Origin of the sequence: Haloarcula sebkhae (assembly GCF_014647415.1) — an archaeon.
GTDB classification, from domain to species: domain Archaea; phylum Halobacteriota; class Halobacteria; order Halobacteriales; family Haloarculaceae; genus Haloarcula; species Haloarcula sebkhae.
The window spans coordinates 1-22,153 of the sequence record NZ_BMPD01000002.1 but is presented as its reverse complement, the minus strand read 5'-3'; the positions used below and the strand labels follow the sequence as shown (position 1 = coordinate 22,153).

28 protein-coding genes are annotated in these 22,153 nt (G+C 62.2%); 17 read left to right on the top strand and 11 right to left on the bottom strand.

Translation table 11 applies throughout. From position 1 onward, the window contains the following. Nucleotides 1-225 precede the first annotated feature (225 nt). The 9 genes from IEY38_RS06030 (at nt 226) to IEY38_RS05990 (ending at nt 8,577) form a co-directional block, all read left to right on the top strand. Entirely contained in the window at nt 226-1,779 is a 1,554-nt protein-coding gene (locus IEY38_RS06030) for a Na+/H+ antiporter NhaC family protein (protein ID WP_188976194.1), read from the top strand. After that, nucleotides 1,776-2,048, top strand: coding sequence for a DUF7513 family protein (locus tag IEY38_RS06025; RefSeq protein WP_170098122.1), 273 nt, complete (start codon nt 1,776-1,778; stop codon nt 2,046-2,048). Before IEY38_RS06030 ends, IEY38_RS06025 begins: the two co-directional genes overlap by 4 nt. Nucleotides 2,049-2,126: 78 nt before the next feature. Continuing rightward, nucleotides 2,127-3,140, top strand: coding sequence for an ornithine cyclodeaminase family protein (locus IEY38_RS06020; protein WP_188976192.1), 1,014 nt, complete (start codon nt 2,127-2,129; stop codon nt 3,138-3,140). A 122-nt stretch (nt 3,141-3,262) separates the two neighbouring features. Continuing rightward, the gene (locus tag IEY38_RS06015; protein WP_188976190.1) at nt 3,263-4,222 is read left to right on the top strand and encodes a nucleoside hydrolase; all 960 of its coding nucleotides are present in this window, start codon (nt 3,263-3,265) and stop codon (nt 4,220-4,222) included. 133 nt (nt 4,223-4,355) lie between these two features. Then, nucleotides 4,356-5,438 carry a M24 family metallopeptidase gene (locus tag IEY38_RS06010; protein WP_188976188.1) on the top strand — a complete coding sequence of 361 codons (1,083 nt, stop codon included), beginning with the start codon at nt 4,356-4,358 and terminating at the stop codon, nt 5,436-5,438. Between the two features lie 98 nt (nt 5,439-5,536). Continuing rightward, nucleotides 5,537-7,234 (top strand): glycoside hydrolase family 13 protein, encoded by a 1,698-nt coding sequence (locus IEY38_RS06005; protein ID WP_188976186.1) that lies wholly within the window; start codon nt 5,537-5,539, stop codon nt 7,232-7,234. A gap of 78 nt (nt 7,235-7,312) precedes the next feature. Further along, on the top strand, nt 7,313-8,083 hold the full coding sequence (locus tag IEY38_RS06000) for a creatininase family protein (RefSeq protein WP_170098127.1): 771 nt from the start codon (nt 7,313-7,315) through the stop codon (nt 8,081-8,083). 75 nt (nt 8,084-8,158) lie between these two features. Continuing rightward, a complete protein-coding gene (locus IEY38_RS05995) occupies nt 8,159-8,323 on the top strand; it encodes a hypothetical protein (RefSeq protein WP_188976184.1) in 165 nt (54 codons plus the stop codon). An 89-nt stretch (nt 8,324-8,412) separates the two neighbouring features. Further along, the gene (locus IEY38_RS05990) at nt 8,413-8,577 is read left to right on the top strand and encodes a hypothetical protein (RefSeq protein WP_005535361.1); all 165 of its coding nucleotides are present in this window, start codon (nt 8,413-8,415) and stop codon (nt 8,575-8,577) included. 98 nt (nt 8,578-8,675) lie between these two features. Here the strand turns inward: IEY38_RS05990 and IEY38_RS05985 are convergent, their stop codons facing one another. Together IEY38_RS05985 and IEY38_RS05980 are read right to left on the bottom strand one after the other, a co-directional pair. After that, nucleotides 8,676-8,873: a hypothetical protein gene (locus IEY38_RS05985; protein ID WP_188976182.1), complete on the bottom strand. Its 198-nt coding sequence runs from the start codon at nt 8,871-8,873 to the stop codon at nt 8,676-8,678. A 159-nt stretch (nt 8,874-9,032) separates the two neighbouring features. Beyond that, nucleotides 9,033-9,320: a DUF5789 family protein gene (locus IEY38_RS05980; RefSeq protein WP_170098129.1), complete on the bottom strand. Its 288-nt coding sequence runs from the start codon at nt 9,318-9,320 to the stop codon at nt 9,033-9,035. Between the two features lie 131 nt (nt 9,321-9,451). Here IEY38_RS05980 and IEY38_RS05975 point away from each other — a divergent pair, with 131 nt between their 5' ends. The 3 genes from IEY38_RS05975 (at nt 9,452) to IEY38_RS05965 (ending at nt 11,614) form a co-directional block, all read left to right on the top strand. Further along, entirely contained in the window at nt 9,452-10,546 is a 1,095-nt protein-coding gene (locus IEY38_RS05975) for a DUF7139 domain-containing protein (RefSeq protein ID WP_188976180.1), read from the top strand. Nucleotides 10,547-10,666: 120 nt separating this feature from the next. After that, the gene (locus IEY38_RS05970; RefSeq protein WP_005535365.1) at nt 10,667-10,993 is read left to right on the top strand and encodes a transcription factor S; all 327 of its coding nucleotides are present in this window, start codon (nt 10,667-10,669) and stop codon (nt 10,991-10,993) included. Nucleotides 10,994-11,002: 9 nt separating this feature from the next. Next, complete coding sequence (locus IEY38_RS05965) at nt 11,003-11,614, top strand: hypothetical protein (protein ID WP_188976178.1); 612 nt, start codon at nt 11,003-11,005, stop codon at nt 11,612-11,614. On the opposite strand, the gene IEY38_RS05960 is transcribed toward IEY38_RS05965, so the two are convergent. The 4 genes from IEY38_RS05960 to IEY38_RS05945 all read right to left on the bottom strand — a co-directional run bounded on the left by IEY38_RS05960 (nt 11,595) and on the right by IEY38_RS05945 (nt 13,376). Next, nucleotides 11,595-11,975 carry a hypothetical protein gene (locus IEY38_RS05960; protein WP_188976176.1) on the bottom strand — a complete coding sequence of 127 codons (381 nt, stop codon included), beginning with the start codon at nt 11,973-11,975 and terminating at the stop codon, nt 11,595-11,597. The two genes, IEY38_RS05965 and IEY38_RS05960, sit on opposite strands and share 20 nt — an antisense overlap. 2 nt (nt 11,976-11,977) lie before the next feature. Further along, the gene (locus IEY38_RS05955; protein WP_004962941.1) at nt 11,978-12,187 is read right to left on the bottom strand and encodes a hypothetical protein; all 210 of its coding nucleotides are present in this window, start codon (nt 12,185-12,187) and stop codon (nt 11,978-11,980) included. A 75-nt stretch (nt 12,188-12,262) separates the two neighbouring features. Next, the gene (locus IEY38_RS05950; RefSeq protein ID WP_188976174.1) at nt 12,263-12,985 is read right to left on the bottom strand and encodes a methyltransferase domain-containing protein; all 723 of its coding nucleotides are present in this window, start codon (nt 12,983-12,985) and stop codon (nt 12,263-12,265) included. Between the two features lies 1 nt (nt 12,986). Further along, entirely contained in the window at nt 12,987-13,376 is a 390-nt protein-coding gene (locus IEY38_RS05945; RefSeq protein WP_188976172.1) for a nascent polypeptide-associated complex protein, read from the bottom strand. 146 nt (nt 13,377-13,522) lie between these two features. On the opposite strand from IEY38_RS05945, the gene IEY38_RS05940 reads away from it, so the two are divergent. Further along, nucleotides 13,523-14,473: an AEC family transporter gene (locus IEY38_RS05940; protein ID WP_188976170.1), complete on the top strand. Its 951-nt coding sequence runs from the start codon at nt 13,523-13,525 to the stop codon at nt 14,471-14,473. Here IEY38_RS05940 and IEY38_RS05935 read toward each other — a convergent pair whose 3' ends face one another. Both IEY38_RS05935 and IEY38_RS05930 read right to left on the bottom strand, forming a co-directional pair. Beyond that, a complete protein-coding gene (locus IEY38_RS05935; protein ID WP_188976168.1) occupies nt 14,474-14,953 on the bottom strand; it encodes a hypothetical protein in 480 nt (159 codons plus the stop codon). Nucleotides 14,954-15,072: 119 nt separating this feature from the next. Then, entirely contained in the window at nt 15,073-15,540 is a 468-nt protein-coding gene (locus IEY38_RS05930) for a PUA domain-containing protein (RefSeq protein WP_188976166.1), read from the bottom strand. A gap of 586 nt (nt 15,541-16,126) precedes the next feature. Between IEY38_RS05930 and IEY38_RS05925 the strand changes: the two genes are divergently transcribed. Then, nucleotides 16,127-16,309, top strand: coding sequence for a hypothetical protein (locus IEY38_RS05925; protein WP_008310160.1), 183 nt, complete (start codon nt 16,127-16,129; stop codon nt 16,307-16,309). A 132-nt stretch (nt 16,310-16,441) separates the two neighbouring features. On the opposite strand, the gene IEY38_RS05920 is transcribed toward IEY38_RS05925, so the two are convergent. The 3 genes from IEY38_RS05920 to IEY38_RS05910 all read right to left on the bottom strand — a co-directional run bounded on the left by IEY38_RS05920 (nt 16,442) and on the right by IEY38_RS05910 (nt 18,676). Then, on the bottom strand, nt 16,442-16,939 hold the full coding sequence (locus tag IEY38_RS05920) for a LabA-like NYN domain-containing protein (RefSeq protein WP_004516675.1): 498 nt from the start codon (nt 16,937-16,939) through the stop codon (nt 16,442-16,444). 247 nt (nt 16,940-17,186) lie between these two features. After that, a complete protein-coding gene (locus tag IEY38_RS05915; protein WP_170098137.1) occupies nt 17,187-17,828 on the bottom strand; it encodes a PH domain-containing protein in 642 nt (213 codons plus the stop codon). Then, entirely contained in the window at nt 17,828-18,676 is an 849-nt protein-coding gene (locus IEY38_RS05910; protein WP_229775232.1) for an Ig-like domain-containing protein, read from the bottom strand. The genes IEY38_RS05915 and IEY38_RS05910 overlap by 1 nt, the downstream gene beginning before the upstream one ends. 533 nt (nt 18,677-19,209) lie before the next feature. On the opposite strand from IEY38_RS05910, the gene dapA reads away from it, so the two are divergent. The 3 genes from dapA to IEY38_RS05895 all read left to right on the top strand — a co-directional run bounded on the left by dapA (nt 19,210) and on the right by IEY38_RS05895 (nt 22,023). Further along, nucleotides 19,210-20,130 carry a 4-hydroxy-tetrahydrodipicolinate synthase gene (gene dapA / locus IEY38_RS05905; RefSeq protein WP_188976161.1) on the top strand — a complete coding sequence of 307 codons (921 nt, stop codon included), beginning with the start codon at nt 19,210-19,212 and terminating at the stop codon, nt 20,128-20,130. Beyond that, nucleotides 20,127-20,876 (top strand): 4-hydroxy-tetrahydrodipicolinate reductase, encoded by a 750-nt coding sequence (gene dapB, locus IEY38_RS05900; protein WP_188976159.1) that lies wholly within the window; start codon nt 20,127-20,129, stop codon nt 20,874-20,876. Before dapA ends, dapB begins: the two co-directional genes overlap by 4 nt. 316 nt (nt 20,877-21,192) lie before the next feature. Continuing rightward, nucleotides 21,193-22,023 (top strand): 2,3,4,5-tetrahydropyridine-2,6-dicarboxylate N-succinyltransferase, encoded by an 831-nt coding sequence (locus IEY38_RS05895; protein WP_188976157.1) that lies wholly within the window; start codon nt 21,193-21,195, stop codon nt 22,021-22,023. Nucleotides 22,024-22,153 lie beyond the last annotated feature (130 nt).

Genomic DNA, 22,153 nt, shown 5'->3' with positions numbered 1-22,153 from the left:
AGTTATAATTTTAGCATATGCGTCTGAAATTAGCGTCCCGCACTTCAGTACGGGCTATATTCAGGGGTGGTACGCTGCTCTAATTCCAACAGGAGTGGACTTTTATATACTCACAGCGACCGTCGAGAGATAAGACTTCACCAGAGGCGGCTCCGATGATTTGTTACCGGTGAGTTAGCTATTATCATGAACTTTTGCGTGTGTATCTGATGAGGCACAGAATGCATGTCAGACACGGATAGTGGCGATGGGACAGAGATAGAGGAGATCTCTGGCCCGGATGTCGAAGCAATCGAGTTCTACGGCGGACGGTGGATGAGTGTCGTTCCCATAGGCGTGTTCATCCTGTGGGCGATTGTTCAGAGTGGCCTGTTCGGTATCGGGGATACGACTGGACTCGTCGCGGGAATGCTCGTGGCGCTCATCGTCGGGATGTTCTTCGCCAAAGGAGACTGGAAGAACTACGCAAACACCATCTTCGATGGGATGACAAAGCGAGTCGCCGCGACGGCAGTCGTCGCGTGGCTCTGGGCAGGGATGTTCTCGAACACGCTCCAAGCAGGCGGCTTCGTCGGCGGACTCGTCTGGGCAGCGAACGCAGCCGACGTCGGGGGCGCACTGTTCCCGGTTGCCACGTTCATCCTCGCAGCGCTGTTCACGACCGGTATCGGCACTGGGTACGGCGCAACAGTCGCTTTCTCGGCGCTGTTCTTCCCGGCGGGCATCCTGCTCGGTGCGAACCCGGTGTTGCTGTTCGGGGCAATTCTCTCCGGGGCTGTCTTCGGGGACAACCTCGCGCCGGTCAGTGATACGACGATTGTGAGCGCAGTGACGCAGGACGCCGATATCGGCGGCGTCGTTGCCTCGCGGTTCAAATACGCCGTTATTGCGGCGGTACTGTCGCTTGCAGCGTACGTTTTCGCCGGAAACGCAATGGGAGGACTGAACATCTCCCAGCAAGCACAGAACCTGTTCGTCCAGAACAGTGAACCAGCGGGACTGCTGCACCTCGTTTCCATGCTCGTCGTCATCGTGACGGCAGTCATGGGGCGACACATTGTCGAAGCGGTCTCGTGGGGACTCATCGTTGCGGTCGTTTTCAACGTTGTTTTCGATCTCGCACCGCTGAGTCGCGTGTTGCTGTTCAAAGTTCCCAAAACGTCAGCAGCCGCGAGCTGGGCCGGTTCACTACCCATCGCCGAAGTGGTCGCGGCAAAGAACGCCGGCGTCACCGGTTCGATATACAACGGTGCAGCCGGCTTCTTCCCGCTCATCGTGCTCGTGTTGCTCATCGTCGCCGGGTCAGAGATTATGATCCGTGGCGGTGGCTTCGAGGCGATACAGGAATGGCTCCTCGAAAACGTCGCAACGGGCGTCCGAAAAGCCGAGACGACGATGGTGGTCGGCACCGCCCTCGTCAACTCGATGATCACGATCAACACGGCGGCAGAAATCGCGATTGCCCCGTACATCGCTCGCATCGGCCAGCGATACAACATCAACAGCTACCGCCGGGCGAATATCCTCGATGCGAACACCTCAGCGCTCGGGTACATCTTTCCGTGGGGCGGCGGTGTCCTCATCGGCTTCGCGACGCTGCAGCGTCTTCCACAACAGTATGGGTGGTTCACCGACGCAATGGTGGTCCAGCCCGTGCAGGTGTGGCCGTACGTCTTCCACGGCTGGTTCCTGTTCGGTGTGTTCCTCCTCTCCGCGTTGACCGGCTTCGGGCTCGAGTACACCACTGACCGCAAATCCAAGGATGTGACCCGTCTATGAGCATGTTCAGCAAGTTCCTTACCGGGATGTCCTTCAGGTCGACCACGCCGACGTTCGAGGCGGGCGAAGAGATAGAAGTGTACGTCACCGAACTCGACGAGGAATCCGGCGAGCTGGTCGCACAGGTCGGCGAGACCCGCCTTCACTTCGAAAACGGCGAGGCGGATATCGTCGGCTGTCGTGTGCTCGCAACAGTCGAATCGTTCGACGACGCCGAGCACCGCGGTCGTGTCACCCATCGAAAGACGCTGTCTCAGGGGTCGTTCTAGGAGTGCCACGGAGAGCCGAGACAACGCTAAACCAGTATCGCGCGGTCAAATAAACCGATATAATACATTCACAACACTATGAGCAATTCACTATATTCCACAGCACGACAGGACAACCAGACGACTATCGTCCCCAGCACGGACATCGAAGCGGCCGTCGAGATGGCGGACCTCGTTCCGGCCATCGAGGCCGCGTTCGCCGCATACGAAAACGACACGGCGCAGATGCCGCCGAAGTCCTACATCGACCTACCACAGCACAACGGGGACTTCCGGTCGATGCCGGCTTACCTCGAGACGGACGACTGGGAAGCGTCGGGCATCAAGTGGGTAAACGTACATCCGGACAACCCCGACGAGTTCGACCTGCCGACCGTGATGGGGACGCTCGTGTACACGGACCCCGAGAGCGGCTTCCCGCTCGCCGTGATGGACGCCACGACGCTGACGATGAAGCGAACCGGTGCCGCCGCCGCCGTGGCGACGGACCACCTCGCCATCAAGGACGCGACCTCGCTTGGCATCATCGGCGCTGGCGTCCAGTCCTACACGCAACTGGAGGCCATTTCTCAGGTGCGACCGATAGAGTCCGTCATCGTCAGCGACCTCGACGACGACCGTGTCCAGCGGTTCATTGACACCTTTGGCGACGAGTTCGATGTGCGAGCGGGCACGATTTCCGAGGCGGCTCAGTGTGACGTCCTGTCGACGGTCACGCCGGTCGAAGACCCCATCGTCACGCTCGACGATCTCGGGGAGCACACCCACGTCAACGCCATGGGTGCCGACGCCGAAGGCAAGCAAGAACTCCACACGGACGTCATCCGCGAGGCTACGCTCGTCATCGACGACTTCGAGCAGACGACCCACTCCGGCGAGATAAACGTCCCCTGGAACAACGGCGATATCGACGAGTCGGATATCGATGCTGAACTCGGCGAGATCGTCGTCGGGAACGCGCCCGGCCGTGAGGACCTGTCCGGGATTACCGTCTTCGACTCGACCGGCCTCGCGATTCAGGACATCGCCGCCGCACGTATCGTGTACGAATCGCTCGGTGACGACAGCGGATACCGCCTCGAAATGGTGTAATCCCAGCGGTTCATAGCCTCACTTCGTCGTACACCCATCGCTGTCGGGTGGCGCAGTGTAGTGTGGATGTGGCACACAGTTATGGCCCGGTATCATTTGTATGTGCCATACCACGAGGGGATATGCGACGCGTCATCATCGACACGGATACCGCAGGCGACGACACACAGGCGATTCTACTTTCCTGTCTCAGTGATCGAGTTACTGTCGACGCACTCACTATCGTCGCCGGTAACGTTCCCTTCGAGAGGGAGGTCGAGAACGCGAAGTACACGCTCGACCTCGCCGATTCTCTCGACGTGCCCGTCTACGAAGGGGCGAGACAGCCACTTCTCAAGGAGTTCGAACACGCGACGGATATCCACGGCGAAGGCGGCCTCGGCGGGGACCTGTTCCCCGAAACGGACATCGAATCAGCGGCGGGCTTTGGCCCCGACGAGATCGTCGACCGCTGTCGGGCGGCCCCAGGCGAGATCACGCTGCTCTGTATCGGCCCGCTGACCAACATAGCACTGGCGTACGCTCGCGAGCCTGACCTTCCAGACCTTGTCGATGAGGTGTGGGTGATGGGCGGGAACGTCAACTGCGAGGGGAACGTCACTCCTGCGGCGGAATTCAATCTGTGGGTCGATCCCGATGCGGCCAAACGCGTGTTCGACGCCTTCGAGGTGACGCTCGTCGACTGGGGCGTGTGTCTTCGAGACGCGGTGTTCGACTCACCCGAGTTCGAGACGGTATCGACGTTCGACACTGAACTGGCGTCGTTCTTCGAGTCGGTGACAGAGCAGGCCCGGGCGTTCAACAGTGAGCGTTCCGACGATCCCGGATGGACGGCACTTCCCGACAGCGTCACCGCCGCGCTGCTCGCATACCCGGAACTCCGCGAGGCGGTATCGACGTACCACGTTGCGGTGGATGACCGCGAAGGCCTTACCCGCGGGTACACCAGCGTCGACATCAACGGGGTGACCGACGGCGAACCGAACACCCACGTCGTGGAGTCTGTCGACAGCGACGCCTTCCAGTCAGTCATGTACTCGCTGCTCCAGTCCCGAGACCCTGATAGCGGCGTTGCCGAGTGAGTCAGGAACGGAGGCGAACACGATAGTCACGACCAGTCTGTGCCGTGATTGCCACTGTGTGAGTCCTGTGGCACCAGTCCCAGTACCGCGTGTTGTCCTTGGTTTTTACTGGGGGCCGACGGCATGTCAGGGTATGACGCTTACAGACCGACTCGACCAGTACCTCCGGACAGCGGGGCTCGAAGCCGTCTGGTTTGCCCGACCGAACTCCTTCGCGTGGCTCACCGGCGGTGGTGACAACGTCGTCGACCGAGAGGGCGACATCGGCGTCGCTGCCGCGGGCTACGACGGCGACGAGGTACGGGTCATCACCAATAACATCGAAGCGCCGCGGCTCCGTAACGAGGAACTCGACAGCGACGTGACCGTCGAAACGTTTGATTGGCACGCGGCGTCGCTGGCCGAGGCCGTCGCTGAAGCGAGTCCGGGTCCGGCGGCGGCTGATTTCGATGTCCCCGGCTTCGAATCAGTCGACGCCACACAGCTCCGCCAGCCGCTGACCGAGACCCAGATGGAACAGTGCCGTGAACTCGCGCGGGACACGGCTGAAGCAGTCGAGGCTGTCGCACGGAAAGTCGAGCCGTCGCACACCGAACTCGACGTGACCGCGGTACTCCGACAGAAGCTCGAAGGCCGGGGCATCGCCACGCCTGTCGTGCTCGTCGGCAGCGCCGAGCGGGCCCAATCCTACCGCCATTACACCTCGACAGACACTGAACTCGGCGACTACGCGCTCGTATCGGTGACCGTCCAGCGGGACGGACTCCACGTCAGCACTACCCGAGCGGTCGCGTTCGATCCGCCGGAGTGGCTTATGGAGCGCATCCGCAAGGCCGCCCGCGTCGAGACCACTGCGCTGGCAGCGACGCAGGCAGTCGGCCGGGATGGCGGCACAGCGGGCGACGTGTTCGACGCGATACAGGACGCCTACGCCGAGGTCGGCTGGGAAGGCGAGTGGCAGAACCACCATCAGGGCGGTGCGACAGGCTTCGCCGGCCGGGAATGGATCGCCACACCCGGCAGCGAGGCCGCGGTCACGTTACCACACGGGTACGCCTGGAACCCGACTATCGACGGCGCGAAGAGCGAAGACACGTATCTCGTCTCTGCCGACGACATCGAACTACTGTCCGGGACCGGCGACTGGCCGACTGAGACGGTCTCGGCAGTCGGCTACGACCTCGAACTACCCCGACACACAGTGCTGGAGCTGTAGCGGCCCTGGAACCCCCGTTCCCGATTGCGGCAAAAGTGTTTACAACGGGTGTTGTATTAATCCGTGGCTTTAAGGAAAGCCTCAGGCTACCCCTGTGTATGACCGCAGAGCGCGACTGGTGGAAGGAAGCAGTCGTCTACCAGATCTATCCCCGAAGTTTCAACGACAGCGACGGTGATGGCGTGGGCGATCTACAGGGCATCATCGAGCGCCTGGATTACGTCGCCGACCTCGGCGTCGACGTCATCTGGCTCAACCCAGTCTATGACTCCCCCCAGAAGGACAACGGCTACGACATCAGTGATTATCAGGCCATCTACGACGAGTTCGGGACGATGGCCGACTGGGAAACGCTGCTCGCGGAAGTCCACGACCGGGACATACGGCTCGTCATGGACCTCGTCGTCAATCACACGTCGGACCAACACGAGTGGTTCGAGAAGTCCCGACAGCGGGACCCGGAGTACGAGGACTACTACATCTGGCGAGAGGGGGACACCGACCAGAACGGCGAGCCAGTGCCGCCCAACAACTGGGAGTCCTTTTTCGGGGGGTCTGCCTGGGAGTACGATGAGGAGCGTGGCGAGTTCTACCTCCACCTGTACGACACCTCACAGCCGGACCTGAACTGGCGCAACGACGCCGTCCGACAGGACATCTTCGACACTATCGAGTGGTGGCTGGAGAAGGGCATCGACGGCTTCCGGATGGACGTGATCAATCTCCTGTCGAAAGTCGAGGGACTGCCCGACGGCGACCCGGATAGCGAGTGGGTCGGGTCCGAGCATTTCATCGACGGGCCGGAGATGCTGTCGTATCTCGACGCGATGGACGAGCAGGTGCTGTCGAACTACGACGTGATGACTGTCGGGGAGATGCCACAGCTCACCGTCGAGTCGGCTCGCGAGTACGCCGGCGAGGACGGCCCACTGGACATGGCGTTTCACTTCCAGCACACGAAGCTCGATTACGCTGACGGCGAGCGCTGGTCGGTCGGCGACTGGAGCCTGCCGGAGCTGAAGCGTATCATCGACCGCTGGCAGGACGGGCTGGCGGCGGACGGCTGGAACACACTGTACTGGGAGAATCACGACCAGCCGCGGAGCGTTTCCCGCTACGGCGACCCCGAGAACTATCGCCGGGAATCCGCGACGCTGCTCGGGACGTTCGTCCTCACCCTCTGTGGCACACCCTACATCTATCAGGGGCAGGAACTCGGGATGACGAACGCCGACTGGGAGACGATGGACGACCTCCGCGACGTGGACGCCATCAACCACGCGAGGGAGCTACTCGACCGGGAGGGCTTCGACGACTACGATGACGTGAAAGACGTCGTCGGCTACCGGACCCGCGACAACGCCCGGACGCCGATGCAATGGGACGACTCTCAAAACGCCGGCTTCACCGACGGTGACCCCTGGATTCAGGTCAATCCGAACTACAGGGAAATCAACGCTGCCGACCAGCAAGCCGATCCGGACTCCGTCTACAGCTACTACCGGCGACTCATCCAGTTGCGCGCCAACAGAGACGTGCTGGTGTACGGGGACTACACCGACCTGCTTCCCGACCACGAGACCGTCTTCGCCTTCACACGGGCGCTGTCGACAGACGCGGGAACCGAGCGGGTTCTCGTCGTCCTGCACTTCGACGACGTGACGGAGACCGTCGACCTCCCGGTCGAGTATGCCGATGCGACGCTGCTAGAGAGCAATTACGACGACGACGACACGGACCCGGAAACGGTGACGCTCGCACCGTACGAGGCTCGCGTCTACGAGCTATTCGACTGAGGCGTTCGCCCCGCGTCATCTCATCGCAAGGGTCGTCGCGAGGCACAGATTGAAGACGCACCCGTCACCAGCAGTGGTATGTACCTTGCCGACGAGACTTGGCCGGATCTCGGCGACTATTTCGAGGCGGAGTCGCTCGCGCTCGTGCCGCTCGGGTCAACCGAACAACACGGACCGCATCTCCCGCTAGCGACGGACCACCTCATCGGGGAGGCCTTCGCCCGGGAAGCCGCCGAGAGGACTGGCTACCTCTGCACCCCAACGATCAACGTCGGCGTGAGCCCCCATCACAGGCAGTTCAACGGGACGATGTGGGTCGACGCGCCGGTGTTTCGTGACTACGTCGAGTCGTTCACCCGGAATCTGGCCTATCACGGCATCGACCGGGTCATCTACGTGAATGCTCACGGCGGAAACGTCGAACACCTCCGGGAGGTCGGCCGGCGGCTCCGAGATGACGAGGTACTGTACGCCATCGAGTGGATGTGGGACGAGAGTATCCCGGACCTCGTGGACGACCTGTTCGAGCAGAACGGGCCACACGGCGGGCCGAAGGAGACGGCGATGATCCAACACCTGCGCTCCGAACTGGTGCACGATGACCGCCTCGAAGACGCACGGGACGGCGGGATTCCGAGCGTCGAGGCGGCGGAGACAAAGAAGTACGGCTCGCGGACATTCTACGACGCCGCTGATAACACCGACAACGGCGTCCTGGGCGACCAGACCGACGCCACGGCCGAGAAGGGCGCGGAGATGTTCGAGGCGGCGACCGAACAGCTCGTCAGGCTCTGTAAGTGGCTGGACTCGCAGGCGTTCGAGGACCTGCTGCCGGAGCCACACGTCTAAGCCGGACACAGCAGGAGCGGATTCCGGCGCTCACTTTGCGGGTGGATTTTTGCGACGGGCCGGTGTACGGTGCGTATGGTCCTCCTCCTGTTTCCGGGTATGCCCGGAGTTGTCGAACTGGTCGTCCTCCTCATCATGATGGGTGTCTTCCTCGTCGTTCCCCTCGCACTCATCGTCGCCGCGTACCTGTTCGGGAAACGCCGCGGCAGGGCCGAAGCGAACGACCGACCCGAATCCTGACCAATCGCCAGACGGCGGCCAATCGGCGTGTTACGGCCCTCTCGCCGCGAATCGACTCGTTTATCGGTCCCACCCTACGAGGAGGATGTGTGTCCCCACCGAGTCCCCATCCCGAGTCGCTTCGTAGCCGAGCGTTCGAAATAACGGTCGATGACGGACGAGAGACCTTCAACGCGCTCAGTATCGAGCACGCTGACTGTGAGACGGAGTGGATTATCTCCGATACGGTGTATGCGCTCGAAAACATGCGGTAACTGATCGCAAGCTGTTGTGTTGTGGAGCGACGATAACGAACCGTACTGCGTCGGACCGATGACGCCGCTGTGACCGCTCAGTCGTTGCTTCTTGTGCTTCACTCCGCAGTGAGCCGTCGCCAGACTGGCATGAACACGCCGTAGAACGAGCCAAAGAACAGAACAACGGCGACGATAGCTAATTCGCGCCCCTCTACGCCGAATACATCGTACAGGGTTCGGAGAACGATGATAACTCCGAGTCCCCAGATAGCGAATGCGGTTCGCTCTTTCCAGGACAGACCACTACGAAACATACGCTGTCTCCACAACAGACGGTATCAAACCCTGTGGTTCAACACGATGGCAGATTGCCGCGTGGACAGCAGGTGCCACACGAGCTATGTCGTCAAATGGACCGCTGCTGGGCCAGCTAGCGTGGCGATGCTTGGCCAGACACAAGGCCGCTGCCAAGCCTACTCGGTCGGGACGGGGCCAGTCCCGATGACGTCTCGGACCGCGTTCTCGAACTCCTGGCGGTCGGAGAAATATGGCACGTCGACCTCCTCGAGCACCGTTGCGAGTTCCTGCGGACCGTCCGGCGTCCGAATCGTCGTGTCACCCTCACGGTCGACGATAGTGCTGTGTTCGATGCCCCAGGTAAGCCGGGCCGAAACGCGGGAAAGCGGCGCACCGGCAACGTCGGGTCCGTCGCCGAGTTCGACAGCCGGCTCCTCCGCGTCCTCGCTTTCGTCGTCGCTCATATCCGAACAGTGCCCGTGGGTCCGATTAGTGCTTTCGGAACGACTCGCATTTTCGGAACTGCGTACGCGCGTGCCCGCGTCATGCATCTGTCTGACGGGTAGTTTTATCGGATGTAGCAGTAGTGTACTGCATGACTAGTCTCACCGACGTGTACGAAGGGGATGTTGGGCGCGTCGCATCGCGCCGCCAGCAGCTCGTCGGGACAACCCTGTTTCTCGTTGGTGTCGCCGGACTCGTCGGGGCAATCGCGCTCGCAACAACCGGCATCGGAAGCAGATACGGGCTGGACGCCTACGCAGCCAGACGAATTGCCGGCGGCATCGCCGGTCTCGGGCTGCCATCGGTTATTCTCGGCGTGTTCGCGGTGTTGCCGGCCAGTCGTCGGATCCGGCTGACTGCTCTCGGCGGAACAGGTGTCGCAGCGGTCGGCGTCGTGCTGTTTCTGTCGCTGTATCCCTACAACTGGACCAGCAGCGACCCATTACTGGCACTGCTCACCGGTGCCGTCTACTTCGCTGGTATCGTGACAACGTTCTGGTGCCTGTTCGCGTCGCTTGCGACGTTCAAGACGCGAAACGATCCTGGCGGGACGGCACGCATGGAAGTGACCGAGGAAGGAACGATCCGTCTCGTCGAGGAGGCCCGAACGCTGCCGGGACTGGGTGGTATCGGGTTCTTCGGTCAGGATCCGGACGGCACAGTCGAGACACAGACGAACCGACCGGGGACAGATACCGAGGGCGCTGTCAGCGATGGGGGGACCGGACAGCATTCGGGCGACACGCGCGCGGCCGACAGCCGCCGTCAGCAGCCGACCGGTAGCACGCAGTCCGACCGCAGTGCGCAGTCCCCGAGACAGGCAGATAGCAGTACAGCGACGGGGCGACAGTCGGGCCGTCAGGCGACCGCTCGCTCGAATACCAGCCAGCAAAACACCGCGTCGAGTAGAGCGGATCAGGCCGGCCCCTCCGAGAACACGCTCGACCCGAGAATAGCTGAGGCCGGCCCGGAAGCGTCCACGTCGACCGACGGCGGCACGGCGACGACGGAGCGCGACGCGATCACAGAGACGGCGGTCCACCAGGGCGAACCGGACACCTACTGCGGGAACTGCCGGCATTTCGAATACGTGATGCAGGACGGCGATATCGAGCCGTACTGTTCCTTCCACGGCGAGGTCATGGACGATATGGAACCCTGTTCGGCGTGGGTTCGCAACGACTGATACTGTTGAGACATTCCGATTTTGCTGTTCGCTCCGCACTGCACAGCGATGGATACCGGCAGAACGGGCTGGGCGAAACCGGGTATTTAACACGGTCGGCAAGCAAACGGTGGTACTACAATGGAGTTTTGCGACGAATGCGGTTCGATGATGAAAACGGACGACGAGCGCTGGGTCTGTGGTAGTTGCGGCTACGAAAAGGCTCGAAACGCCGAGACCGAACAGGAGATGGCCGTCACCACGCAGGGCCAAGAGGAGTCGGAAGTCGTCGATACCTCCGAGGTCGACGCCGAGGACATGGGGCCGACGACGGGTGCACGCTGTCCAGAGTGTGGCAACGAGCGGGCCTTCTACGAGATGAAGCAGATCCGCGCGGCCGACGAGTCCGAGACGCGCTTTTTCACCTGCACCGAGTGCGAACACAAGTGGCGAGAGGACGATCACTGAGGCCGGACCGTGCCCGCTGACCCCGCGTTCCCGGACGTGCCCGCGGACCGGCTGCGCGACGGCGGCTGGGAGCTTGTCGACGAGAGCGTCGAAACCGTCTTCGAGTTACCGACGGCCCGCGTCGAGGGGGCGACGAAGGTGTACGACGCCGCCGAGACACGCGAGGCCGTCCGAGATGCGGTCGGGCTCGACCACCAGTGGCGGTTCTTCTTCGCGACTGCACTGTCGTTTACTCCGCCGCTCGCGCCGGGTATCGGCCCGGCGATGATTCTCCCGACAGTCCGCTCGGAGGCCCAGTCGGCCTTCGCCGACGAACTGGCCGATAGAGGGTTCGAATCCATCGAGCACGGGCGGCAGGAACGAGTCCGCGTCGACAGCGGCGATCGGGCGCGGTTCCGGACCTACAGCGCCGAACTCGATCTCGAAGCGACCGACGCGACGCTGTCGATTACCGGCTGGGTCGGCGTCTGGCACGGCGACGGGTTCCGCATCGCCGCCGGCGCGTATCCCGACCGATCGCTAGCGACACTTCTGAACGTGGAAAATCCGCCCGAGCCGCTCCGGCGGACACCGTCGGACTATCGGACCGAACTGCTTGCTCTCATCCGCGCCGTGGCGTAATCGCCAGCAGTACGCCGTCGAGGAACAGTTGGATCGGCCCGAAACCGAGTCGCTTCGCGAGCGGACTCGGCACTGCATCCGCACCGAGGCGAGCGACAGGCGCTCCGCGAACGCGGATTTCGGCCGTCAGTCCGGCAGCCGCGAGTGCCACGGCGGCGTCGGCTTCCTCGACCGGTCGGTCCCGAAAGAGATCGAACGCCGCTCCGAACGACGGCAGGTCGACGGCGACGAGGTCGTCGTATCCCCTGACGGTGAACGCGACCCCGTCCCGCTCGACGGTCAGGTCGGCGTCGACGAGGAGGTCCGGCTTTCGCTCGAGCAGGTCGAACAGATCGCCGACCGCCTTCGTCGTGGTGACCACTGTCAGTCGTTATCGCGTGTCGTGATAGTCAGCGTGCCGTCAACCCGCCAGCGAGCGTGCTCGGCGTCTTCGCCGGCCTTGCTCGGGACATCGACTTCCATATCGTCGAAGTCGTACGTGATTTCGGCATTGCGTCCGGTCAGGCGGTCGTAAAGCCCGATTGCAAGGTCTGGCCAGGTTGTCGTCTCCATCGGCGTCTCTGATTCGCTCATGCAGTATACCATACGCACTCCTACATGTTTAAAGTCGCCCCCAACAACAGGGGGTGAGCAGACCGACGGAGGCCGTCAGGGCCGCCGCGCGAATGTCAGGTATCCGGTGTGACCGACGCCACCGGTCGATGGGCGGGAGCCGCGGTCGTCGAAGTCCATCTCCCGCTGGATGGTGTCAAGCGTTTCGACGCCGTCGAGGCCGACCTCGGTGGCCGTCGCGACGACCTCACGCGTGTTCTCCACGAACGGGGAGTACACCGCCAGCGACCCGCCGCGTTCCAGCAGTGTGGGCGTTCGCTCGACGACGGTCGGTGCGTCTTCGGTGTCGAGTGTCAGCACGTCAAAGCCCGAGAGGTCGTCGAGGTCATCGGTGATGTCGCCGGTCCGGACATCGACAGTGTCCGCAACGCCGGCGATTTCCATGTTCTGTCGCGCTACCTCGGCGAACTCCGGGTCTTGCTCGTAAGTGACCACGTCAGCGCCGATGCGGCCCATGTACGCGCTGAGGATGCCGGTCCCGGTGCCAGCATCGAGGACGCGGTCTGCCGCGGCCACGCCGGTCTTGCCGACAACTAGCCCCACGTCGCGGGGCATCATCGGCGCGCCAGTGCGTTCGAGATGGGTAAACAGGTCCGGGCCACGCAGTCGGCGGACGGTGAAGCCGGTGCCCAGATGGGTCTCGACGACATCGCCCGGTTCCACGTCCTCGGGCACCTCCAGAATGCCGAGGTCGGATTCAAACCGCTCACCGGGGTCCAGCAGGTACTCGCGGTCTTCGTGGACGAAGAGGTACGCCACGTTACTCCAGTTCGTCGACCGCGTCCGCGAGGTCGCCGTCGTTGGCTTCGAGTGCCTCTCGCGCGGTGTCTTCGTCGACGCCGGCTCGCATGGCGACGAGTTCGACGTCGTCCTCGTCGACGCCGGAATCGCTGCTGCTTTCGTCAGCCTCGTCGGCCGCGGCCGAGCCCTCAGCGGAGCCGACCTCGCGGCTTTCGGGCTCGCCGACGACCTGATACGTTTTCTGGCCCTGCGCTTCCATGAGCTGGACCTCCGCGTCGTCGAAGACGAGTTCCTCGTCCGGGGTGCGGATAATTACTTCCTGCGCATCGATGTCCTCCATGTCGATGCCCATCTGTTCCATCATCTGTTTCATCTTGCGCGGGTTCATCCCGCCGCCTCCGCCAAACATACGTAGGACTGGCGGGGCAGGGCAGAAAAGCGTAGCGACCCGGACCCGGACCGGCGTTCGTCGCGGGACAGGCTCGCCGACCGGACGAAACCGGCACACACCCACGGCTTCGTAACGATTCTAAGGCTCGCCCGTGCATCCCCGCCGTGTCACTGCTGTCTATCTTTGCCACGGCGATCCTCCCAGTTGTCGCCGTCGCTGCGGCCGGCTTTGTGCTCGGCCGGGTGAAAGGCACTGACCCCGACGCGCTCAACACCATCACGGTGTACGTCCTCGCGCCGGCACTGGTGGTCCACAGCCTTGCCACGTCCTCGCTGGCCGGCGACACGATCCTGAGCGTCGTCCTCGCCGTCGTGCTGTTCACCGCGACAATGCTGCTCCTGGCGGAGGGCGTCGGCCGTCTGACCGGACACTCGGAACCGCTTCTGGGCGCGTTCGTCCTCGTCTCTATCTTCCCCAACACCGGGAACTACGGCATTCCACTGGCGGATTTCGCCTTCGGTGCGACGGGACGGAGCACGGCCGTCCTCGTGACCGCACTGCAGGGCGTGTTGCTCTACACCGTCGGCATCTACATCGCCGCTCGGGGCAGCGGCGGCAGCCCACTCGCGGACATGCGTCGCGTGTTCGGCGTCCCGCTCGTCTACGCCGTCGTCGTGGCGCTGGCACTCCGATGGGTCGGCGCGGTGCCGCCGACGGAGTCGACGGTGATGCAGACACTGGAACTGCTCGGAAACGCCTCGATTCCAGTAATGTTGCTCATTCTCGGGATTCAGCTCTCGAACGTCGACGGGGACAGCGACTTCCAGTCCGTCGGTATCGCCAGCGCATTGAAGCTCCTGCTCGCGCCGGTGCTCGCGTTCGCCGCGGTACTCGCGGTTGGGTTCCAGAACCAGACAGTCGCGCGGGTGGTCGTACTCCTGTTGGCGACGCCGACCGGTGTGACGACCATCATCCTCGTCGGCGCGTTCAGCCACGGGACAGCGGACCAGTCGCCGGGTGAACTCGTCAGCGCGACCGTGTTCCTGACGACCGTCTCCAGTGCGGTGACGGTCACGCTGCTGGTGTGGCTGCTGCAGTCAGGACTGGTGCTGTAACTACTCCTCCCAGTATATCCTGATCTCGTCGGCGGTGATATCGACGAAGTGATTCGAGCCGCTGCTGACCGCGAACCGACCGATCGTCCGCTTGACGGTCCGGCTGGGGCCGCCGGCAACCTCGACGGTAATCGTGTATTCGCCGGTCGCACCGATCATCGGGTCATACTCGATCGACTCGCCGGCAGCCAGCGTCGCCGTCTCGTCCAGTACAGTCGTTTCGTCTCTCGTGATAGTGAGTGTGACAGCCTGCTCGCTGTCGGTATCGTTGTCGACGACAAACAGGATCGGGTCGTCTGGAGGAGGCGTTACTGTCGGCGTGTCCTGCGGCGTACTGGGTACTGCCGTTGTCGGCTGTTCCTGTGGCGTCGGTGTGGCTGTCGATGGTGTCGAATCGTCTGTCGACGTCTCATCACCTGGCGCACCACAACCGGCGATCGGGGAGAGTGCGAGCGCGGCGAGGAGCGTGCGGCGGCGCATATCGCTCGTCTCGAAGGGAGCAGCAAATGCTTTCTGTCATACGGAGCGGTGACGAGCAGGTCCGGAAAGTGCCACCCCGGTGGCCGGCGCGTACCGGGAAGTCACGACACCACTCCGCTTCAGTCCTCTGCGCCCTGCCGGACTTTCACGGCCATCCCCGTCTCGAAGTCGTCCATGCCGCTGCCGGGCAGTTCCGCACGGCCGACGGCGAGCAGATAGCCGTCCTCGTGGACGACGAGTGCTTCGTCGCCCGGACGGAGGGCGCCATCGGCAGACTGAACGAACTTCGCGAAGGCGTTGCGGCCCTCACGGATGAAGGGCTCGCTCTCATCGCCAACGACCACGCGGTGTCGCGGCCCGTCGAAGGCATCGAGGAGCCGGGTCCCGCCGGCGAGTCCGAGTCGAAAGCGCCCGTCGTCACCGTACGTGGCGATGCGGCCATCCGACGCATGGACCTGTCGCGGCCGGCCGGAACTAGTATGTGTTACGTCGAGGGCGTCAGCGCCGGCGAACAGCGCCGTCCCGCCGCCACCGCCGAACTGGTAGTCGGCCGCGCGCCTGAGCCCGCGGAACTCGTCGTCACTCATTGCCCGTGTTCGATGCCGGGTGATAAACCGCCTTTCGGTTCTGCTCGTACCACTGTTCGACGCAGTCCGAGATGAAATGGTTGCCCGACCGTGGCTGCCCGAACCACGGCCGCGAAATCGTGTGGCGATGTTGAATGCCACTCCCCCTAATCCGTTCCGAATCAACGGTCTGGTCCTATCGGTGACGGAGTCGCGAACCGGAATGCCATTGGTTCGCTCCATCAGTCGCCCCGGCCCGAGTACACGGGGCGCGTGCCTCTGTATCCGATCCGTGGTCAGTGATCCGACCACGACGCCTGGAACTGCAGTGGGTCTTCGTCTCGCGCCTGTTCCGTGACGAGCGCGAGGGTGTACCGACCATCCTCAGCACATGGCAACATACCGTCTCTGTGACCCAACTGGTCGGGGGCGCTACAAGGGGATGTGTTTGCTGCTTCAGTTATGCAGGTGGGCCGGAAATACCGTTCTGCCGGGCTGGAGTGGTGGCGTCTCTCAGGAAGAGTATGAGAATTGCTGTCTTGTACCATACTTTTCTCCGTCGATTTTGGGGAAATTTATACCGGATGACTTCCAAGTGACGGGTGATATGGCTACAGACACGCGAAAAGTGATTCTGGGGGCTGCACTGCTGGCGATCAGCACCGTGCTCATCCTTGGTACAGGGGCAATCGACATCGGCATCCCGGCCGCTGCCGGAGCGCTGGCCGCACTTGGGCTGGCCGCAGGAGCCCTCCTCGTGGGAACGTCAGAAGACGGTCGCCCGGTCTAATCGCCGAGACTTTTTCCTTCGAAACCCAAGCACAAGTAGCTCTGAGTCCGTCGAACTGCAGGAAGGACTCCGGTTACTGGTTGAACCAGTGGTGGAGACAGCGCCGGAGCGACTGCCCACAGACTGGGTCGGCTATAGCAGGAATCGGTCGGAATCGTCGCTCATGTCGATAAACCCGTCAACAGCTGCTTTGAGGTCTTCAGAGGACGACTCCTCGAAGCCCATCGCTTCGACGCGACAGCCCTCGTGGCGGAGATACCGACACACACGGGCGAAGTCCCCGTCACCGGTACAGAGTACTACCGTATCGACGTGATTCGCTAGCGAGACCGCGTCGAGGCTCATCCCGACATCCCAGTCAGCCTTCTTCGATCCATCCTGGAATGTCTTGATGTCCTTGATACGCGTCTCGAAGCCGATGTCCACAAGCGCTTCGAAAAACGACTCTTCTTCGGGCGAATCCGCTCGGATAACGTAGGCGATCGCCCGGGTCAGTTCACGGCCGTCAACGGCCTCTTCCAGTAGTGCCTCGTAGTCGATGTTCCGCGAGTAAAGACTCCGGGCAGTGTGATAGAGGTTTTGCGCGTCGGCCAGTACGGCCACGCGCTGTCCCGGCTGGGAAACTGTCATATCAGGTATTGGCTATCGGCCCGAATATGCTTTCGGGATACAAACGTGAAACATGGCTGTAACGATACCGTAGCTCCCGACTGAGGGAGACAACAGCGCTGTCGGTCGGTCGAACTGGTCCGGACAGGGCAGTAGTTACGACGCCGCTCGATCTGTCATCTACAGCCTTCTCAAGGGCCCGTGTATCAGTTCAGTTCGAATCGTTAAAACGGATCTTCAAGCTTGTAACGATAGCGCGGAAAGCTCGTTACAACGCTTGTCGAATCTCATCGGCAAACGAACTCGATCCGTAGATGTTACTCACGACAATTTCCAGCGACCCACCGCCACCTGATGCAACGCGGACGTTCCCGAGCCCGACGAACGCCTCCCAAATAGATTTCCGCTGTTCGACTCCACGAACCTTTTTGAAGGGGAGCTCACGCCTGACGAGCGAGATGAACCGGTACTCCTTGATAAGCCGCTCATTTGTGACATAGTACGTCGTGAGCGTGTTCGTCCAGTAGGTAAACAGGCCTGTGGAGAACAGGTAGAGTCCACCGATGAACATCGCAGTCGGATACACGTACGGCTGCAGAGTGAAAAACAGGTAATACCCTGCTACGAGGAGGACAGCAAACCCGATCACCGTCTTCGCCACAGCAGCCCGCTGTGCCGGCATTCTCGTATCGATTACGTGTTCGTTCTCACCCATGGTTGGTGCGTCAGGTGAGGCCACGAAGTGAATGTAGAGCCCGAGAATCACGATGAACAACCCAAAGCCGATGATGGGCAGACCGACCTGCGCAGGGACAGTTGGGCTGGGGTCCTCGATGTAGATGTGCGCGCCACCGAGAACGAAGGGGGCGCTGAAGATCACGCTCCAGACGGCGGGAAGCCCACGAGCCATTATTTCCCACCTACCATCTGAAACACGATACCAGCCACAGAGAGCAAGAAGCCACCGACAGTGAGATTCATCGGGTCTGAGAGGGCTTCCGGCTCGTTGGCACCGTTCGAAAAGAACCCACGCTGCACACTGTTCGAATTATCGCCAGTCGAGGACTCGCTGGATGATTGCTGTGCTGCTGTTTGCTCAGGTTTCGTCCGTATCGATTGTGCTGTTGAATCCGACGCCGGTGGTGTTTGTGTCTCTGGCGGTGGCTCTGTCACGTCACCTGAGTCGTCGTGCACAACAATGCCGTTGTACTCTTCTGGATTCCGGAGGGTGACAGTTAGTGACTTTTCTTCGTCAACGAAGATAGTATCTAACAGTTCCCCGTTGGCACTCGCTGGATGCGTACGAATCGTCATAGACCCAGCCAGTTCGATTCCCGCCTCCGAACTCGCTGCGTGCGTGACGTACCCATCTGCGTTGGTGGTAAATGAGCGCGGACCAGTTCCAGCACCGTATTGCGTGTAGAACGACAGCGGGACGTTCTCCAGTGGGTTCCCATTAGAATCAACAACCTGAATCGTCGTCACAAACCCCTCTGGGACAGTGTAGTTGCCAAGTTCCATCGGCTCCTTCTCGACACGGATCTGGTCGAGGTCGGCAATTACGGGGACTCCATCAAACGCAGATCGTATCAGGTCACCCTGCTTTTGATGGAAGAATATGACATCGTACCCGGTGTTACTCGGGAGATCCGCGCTGAAATTACCATCCTCGTCAATATCGGCGCGATACCATTCGTGCGTTTCCCGATCAGCGAAGACTACGTGACTGTCAGTGAGTGCAGTTCCGGTTTCCGCCACCACCGAAGCGCTCACGACTGTCGAATCCGTCTGCGCAACCGCACTCCCTGACAGTAAACAGCCCCCAACTGCTGCTGCAGTTTGTGTACAAAACCTCCGTCGGCTGGGCATATGAGTGCGTTCGAAGCTTGCTATTTAATGGTTTCTTAGAGATATCCAATATTGATATTGGGCTCACCCCGTTTTGCTACCAAACCACCCAGTCTGACCGTAGCCAAAGAACGACACGTATTCGAGACCCCAGTAGTCGCTCAAGCACACCCTGAAAGGCGGCAACGAGAACACAAAAGCTAAGTCGGTCACACGCAGTTACTCGACCATGCGACGACGCCGTCAGTCCGGAACCGCCTCGTGGCTCCCTGGTGAGGGCGTCGTCCGTGCGAAACGCAAGCCGATGTTTTAGCGGCTCGTGGCGGACGTGGCGACTCCGTCTCGGGTCAGGTCGTTTGACACAAACAGCCGGTGGTATCGGCCGGCTATCGCACCGTTTCCGACCGAACAACCGAACCCACAGCGACACCCCACACTCAGCAATGACAGCTATCGACTTCCGAGGCGTGTTCCCAGCAATGTGCACGCCGTTCCATCAGGACGGCAGTATCGACTTCGAAACACTCAGAGACGACGCTCAACGGCTCGAATCCGCTGGCGTCGACGGCCTCGTTCCCGTCGGCTCGACCGGCGAGTCGGCGACGCTCTCCCACGACGAACACATCGAGGTTGTCGAGGCGGTCATCGACGCCGTCGACGACGTGCCGGTCATCGCCGGCTCGGGGTCGAACAACACCAAGGAAGCGCTGGAGCTATCGCAGCGCTCTGCCGAAGCCGGCGCTGACGCCCTGTTGCTCATCTCGCCGTACTACAACAAGCCCGAACAGCAGGGCTTCGTCGACCACTACACGACGCTGGCCGACGCCGTCGACCTGCCACAGATCGTCTACAACGTCCCCTCGCGGACAGGTCAGAACATCGAGCCGGACACGGCGGTCGAACTCGCCTCGCACCCAAACATCCGGGCCTACAAGGCCGCGAGCGGCGATATGAACCAGATTTCCGAGATCATCGAACGCACGCGAGACGAGGACTTCGCGGTGCTGTCCGGCGACGACGGCATGACGCTGCCGGTGCTGTCGGTCGGCGGGACCGGCTGTATCTCCGTCTCGGCTAACATCGAGCCGGAGCGCACCTGTGCGATGGTCGGTGCGGCGCTATCCGGCGACTTCGAGCGAGCGCGAGCGATCCATCACGAACTCGGCCCGCTGTTCCGTGCGATGTTCGTCGAGACAAATCCCATCCCAGTCAAGGAGGCCATGCGGATCCGGGGCTACGGCCCGGCGTATCTCCGCTCCCCACTCACTCGCCTCTCGGACGAACACCTCGACCACCTGCGTGACGTGCTCGCCACGCTCGAAACCGAGGACCTCGAAGACGAGTACGCGGAGGCCGAGCGATGACGCGAGTGGCGGTCAACGGCGTCACCGGCCAGATGGGCGGGGCCGTCATCGAGGCCGCCACCGACAGCGAGGTCGTGGTCGGCTTCGCGACCAGCGACACGGATGGGGTTGACGGCGTCCCGGTCGTCCACCCGGCCGAGGCCGCCGCTGCGCTCCGGGAGTACGACGTGGACGTTGTCGTCGACTTCGCTGTCCCCGAAGGCGCGCTGACCGTCGCCGAGGCCTGCGTCGAGGTGGGCGTCTCGATCGTCGTCGGAACCACCGGCTTCGACGAGGACGGGATAGGTCGCCTGAAAGACGCCAGCGAGGAGGTTCCGCTCCTGAAGGCCACGAATTTCTCACAGGGGATTCAGGTCCTCCAGCGCCTCATCAGCGAGGCCGTCGGGACGCTCGAGGACTACGACCTCGAGCTCATGGAGACTCATCACAACCGCAAAGTCGACGCCCCGTCGGGAACTGCCAGCAGCATCCTCGATGTAATTCAGGAAGAGCGCGACGTGGAACCGGTGTACGGTCGGGAGGGACACGCACCGCGTGAAGACGACGAAATCGGCGTGTTCGCCCGCCGGGCCGGCGATATTCGTGGGGAGCACGAACTCGTACTGGCCGGCAACGACGAAGTCCTCTCGCTCTCCCACCGGGCCGAGGACCGCGGCGTGTTCGCCGCCGGCGCACTCGATGCGGCGGCGTGGCTCGTCGGCCGTGACGCCGGCTGGTACGCCTTCGGCGACGTTGTAGACGCGTAACACGGTCGACAGATCGATATATACTTGATTATATCGCCTAGTACACTCCGGTCAATATTAGAATTAGCCTTATATGTCGGAATCGTCGATTGACACGTATGGCTACGAACCAGCGCGTACAACTACCAGCAGCCGATTGCCCGCGATGTTCAAGTGAATTCGAAGCGACGGTGCCACACATCAGTATGTGTCAGGAGTGCGGGTACATTTCCGGGCACGGAGCCGACTGAAAGGACGACACACGAATTGTGTTGCATAGTACCACAACCATCCCAAAACCCCGGTAGGTAAGCCCCCGGCGTCGCAACCGAGTGGTATGAGTCTCAAAGCCGACATCGACGACCTCTGGCAGCGGAAACAGGACGGCCTCGCAGCGACCGACGCAACAGACGACCATCTCGACGTACTTGCAGAGTTCCTCGCAGCGCTGGAAGCCGGCGAGGTCCGCGCCGCGGAGAAGTCAGGCGGCGAGTGGGAGGCGAACGCCTGGGTCAAGCAAGGGATTCTGCTGAACTTCGGCTTGCGCGAGACCGTCGCCCGCGAGTACGGCGGCGTCGACTACCACGACGTGCTCCCGCTCCGAGAGACCGCGGACCTCGGCGAGCGCGGAACGCGCAACACCCCGGACGGGACCACCATCCGCTGCGGCGCGTACCTCGGCGAGGACTGCATCATGATGTCGCCCTCTTTCGTCAACATCGGAGCCTACGTCGGCGACGGGACGCTCGTCGACTCCTGTGACACCGTCGGCTCCTGCGCCCAGATCGGCGAGAACGTCAAACTCGGCGCGAACACGCTCATCGGCGGCGTTCTCGAACCGGTCGAGAACGCGCCGGTGATCGTCGAAGACGAGGTGTCGCTGGGCGCTGGCTGTCGCGTCACCAGCGGCTTCGTCGTCGGTGAGGGTTCCATCGTCGGCGAGAACACGCTCCTGACGCCGCGGATTCCGGTGTACGACCTCGTCGAGGACGAGGTGCTGTACGGTGAGCTGCCGCCGGAGCGCCGTGCGTTCCAGCGCTTCGTCGACTCCTCGGTCGGCGAGAACGACCTCATCCCCGGCGGGGCGTACAAGCCCGCTGTCGTGGCGACCGATGTGGAGGAGGAGACGCTGGAAGCGACGGAGCGAGAAGACGCGCTTCGGGAGTAGCGAGGTTCTGAGCGGAGCGAAGAACCTCGGCGAAACGGCGACCAAGGGGAGCCGTGGTGTAGCGAGGCGCGCGAACGCAGTGAGCGGGCCTCGGCGGAACGGCAAACCTCGTGAGCCGTGGTGTAGCGAG